This window comes from Paenibacillus darwinianus (genome assembly GCF_000598065.1).
Taxonomy (GTDB): Bacteria; Bacillota; Bacilli; order Paenibacillales; family Paenibacillaceae; genus Paenibacillus_I; species Paenibacillus_I darwinianus.
Genome location: NZ_KK082125.1, coordinates 1 through 1,489, shown reverse-complemented (window position 1 = coordinate 1,489; position 1,489 = coordinate 1). Strand labels below are relative to the sequence as shown.

Genomic DNA, 1,489 nt, shown 5'->3' with positions numbered 1-1,489 from the left:
CCAGAATGACTCTGCGGCCGCCGCCAATTCTTCTTTTTTGCCGAGCCCGATCCGCAGACCCATATAACCGAAAAATAACGTCAGCGCAGCCGGCACCATCACTCCCGCTCCGCTCAAACCGGCTACCGCCGGAGACAGCAGCGCCGATACCGCCAGCCCTGCCATCAGTCCGAAACTCCCCGCCGCCAAATCGCCGGTCGGGTGTGAAGCCGCCCATTCGGCTCCTTCGTGCATCCGCCGGATCGCCGCTCCCGCGAATATCGTCGCCACGGCCAAGCCGCACAACGCGCCCAAGCCGACATGCGTGTAATAAGCACCCGATTGGCGCATTGCGCCGAATGCCGCATCGGTCCAGACCGTGCCGGCATTGATCAAGCCATGCACGAAATCGCCGGCCATGCCGCCCGCGGCCATGCCGAACAATTGGATAAGTCGTTTGACCATTTTCGTTCACCTCCACTACCCATTATGCGCCGAATTCGGACGGGTTAACCGTGTGAGGAACATTTAACTATAGAGCGGGTAGTCGACGCTCATCCCTTGTCCTTTGTGATTCGGTTAGAAAATCTTTTTGTAAATCGTCGCCGGCATGTTCTATAATAATGGAGAAAGCAAATCACGAAATGAGGTGGAATGGATGAGCGCCTTAACGCTGGAGCAGTTTCAGCAGCAGGTATCGGAATTGCTGCTTCGCCATCGCAGTTTGCTGGACGTGATGACCAAATACGGGCAAGCGGGAGCTTCCGTCAACCGAGCGGTGTCCAAGGCCGTAACCGAATGCGGCTGCATAGAGGTAAACGCCCGCAAGCAGGATTATCCCGACGAACTGGATCTCGAACAAGTGAAGATCAAGCTGAATCACCACACGAGCGGCCGCTTATGCGAGAATTGCAAGGATGTGCTCCGGACAGAGCTCGGCAAAAGCCTGTTCTACATGTCCGCCCTCAGTAATTTGCTGGACATCAAGCTCGAGGATGTCATTGAGCAAGAGTCCAAGAAATGCTCGACGCTCGGCATTTTCAATCTGACCTGACCGACATCATGCGAATAGATCCCGTGAAAAAGAGGCTGCCCGCTGTCACTGGCCGTGACGAAGGGAAGCCTCTTTCGTATTCGAATCTATGCGCTATGCTCCGACTTGGCCTCTTCCGCCGCTTTCGCCTGACGGCGTTTGCGCGCTTTGGACAGCCGCCGATCAACGTTTTTTTTTAAACCGTACAGCGCGTATAGTACCAGCGGAACAAACAGGATTTTCGAAAGATGCTGAGGGAACAGGATGCCAAGCACGACGGCGATACCGACGACGATCGGAATCGCCCATACGGCGCCTTTCGGGATCCCCACCTTCTTGAAATTCGGATATTTAATGTTGCTCACCATCAGGAACGACAGCACGATCATGCTGCCAAGCAGCAGCGCAACCGGTATTTCCTTGTAAAAAAGCGCCAGCGTGCAGGCTACGCCGCCCGCAGCCGGAATCGGCAGGCCG

General features: G+C 55.7%; 2 protein-coding genes and 1 pseudogene. 1 reads left to right on the top strand and 2 read right to left on the bottom strand.

All coding sequences use genetic code 11. The features are described 5' to 3' along the window. Positions 1 to 444: pseudogene (locus tag BG52_RS01175) on the bottom strand (twitching motility protein PilT); the annotation flags it as partial. A 193-nt stretch (positions 445 to 637) separates the two neighbouring features. On the opposite strand from BG52_RS01175, the gene BG52_RS01170 reads away from it, so the two are divergent. Continuing rightward, complete coding sequence (locus tag BG52_RS01170; protein ID WP_036579972.1) at positions 638 to 1,033, top strand: hypothetical protein; 396 nt, start codon at positions 638 to 640, stop codon at positions 1,031 to 1,033. Between the two features lie 86 nt (positions 1,034 to 1,119). On the opposite strand, the gene BG52_RS01165 is transcribed toward BG52_RS01170, so the two are convergent. After that, positions 1,120 to 1,489 (bottom strand): CDP-alcohol phosphatidyltransferase family protein (locus tag BG52_RS01165; protein WP_036579970.1); only part of this gene is annotated, 370 nt, incomplete at its 5' end.

Coding starts and splice junctions, on each gene's coding strand:
- BG52_RS01170 (WP_036579972.1), top strand. CDS start 638: ATGAGCGCCTTAACGCTGGAGCAGTTTCAGCAGCAGGTATCGGAATTG.